This window comes from Ruegeria sp. AM4, assembly GCF_056540665.1.
The window spans coordinates 1-993 of sequence record NZ_JBQFXD010000037.1; the positions used below are offsets into that span (position 1 = coordinate 1).

1 protein-coding gene is annotated in these 993 nt (G+C 51.6%); it reads right to left on the bottom strand.

Translation table 11 applies throughout. The features are described from left to right. Positions 1 to 145: 145 nt before the first annotated feature. Positions 146 to 993, bottom strand: an 848-nt coding sequence (locus ACR0JA_RS23635) for a DUF302 domain-containing protein (RefSeq protein ID WP_480580413.1), incomplete at its 5' end; no start/stop codon positions are given.

Here is a 993-nt window from a genome sequence, read left to right on the forward strand (position 1 = left end):
CGCCAATCCTCCAGCCCATTGGAAGAATTGAATCAGCAGTTCATGCGGCGATCAAGGATGAGTTTTTCAACAAAATAAGCCCAAAGCGGACGACGAAAAGATGGCCAACCGGTAGTGGGTTGCAATTGCGTCTTCCAAACAGCGGCTACTCAATTGCCGTGCGAAATGTTGCGGTAAGCCGTTTGTTCAAACCGTGATGAGGTTCGGCTGAAGAACCGTAGTGCAACTCCGCCAAAGCAGCGATGTCATTGAAAATGACTACGGAGCCGCCTTCTTCATTCGCGTAAACCAATAGTTTTTGGCAAAAGGCATCCAAACCAATTGCCGGAAAGCCCGCCATAGCCACGCCACCGGGTGCTGGTCCGCCGAACAATAAGAGAACTGCATCCGGCAGTTCCACCCCGAGTTGGGACGCTTCGGTCGCAAAATCGATTTCTCCAAACCAGACAGTATCGTCCTGCCCCTTCACAGCTGCCCTGAGACGTTCAACTGCCTCTGGTACGCTGAGCTGAGATCGCAGCTCGATGACCCCATAGTCGGTAAACAACCCGTTGGTTGGCGCTGGTGTTGCATCCAAGTCGTTCATAACTTCGAGCATCTTGCTCTGAAATGTACGCAACGAAGAGGCGTTAGTGAGCCCATGCCGGACTTTGAGAAACTGGGAGTCTGTATAGGCGATCTGTGGACGACCATCCTGATCGAAGGAAAGAACGCGAAAAGGAAGGTCCAGACCTGCTCGCACGTTCTCTTTCAGAATGGGCGTGTTTATCTCTGGATCAGAGAAAATGAGCACACGGGATGCTGGCGTTTCCACATCTTCCGCTTTGGCCAGACGCGAATGATCTATCGATGCGATTGGAGTAGCTCCCGCTTCGTCAACCGCAGTCTCAAGCTCTAAGAAGGGTCTTGTCAGAAGAACTTTGGTTGAGCGAGTTAGGGTTGTTGCGTAGCTTTTGCCCATGACCAATCCGGCCTCTTTCAAGTACTTCAAAA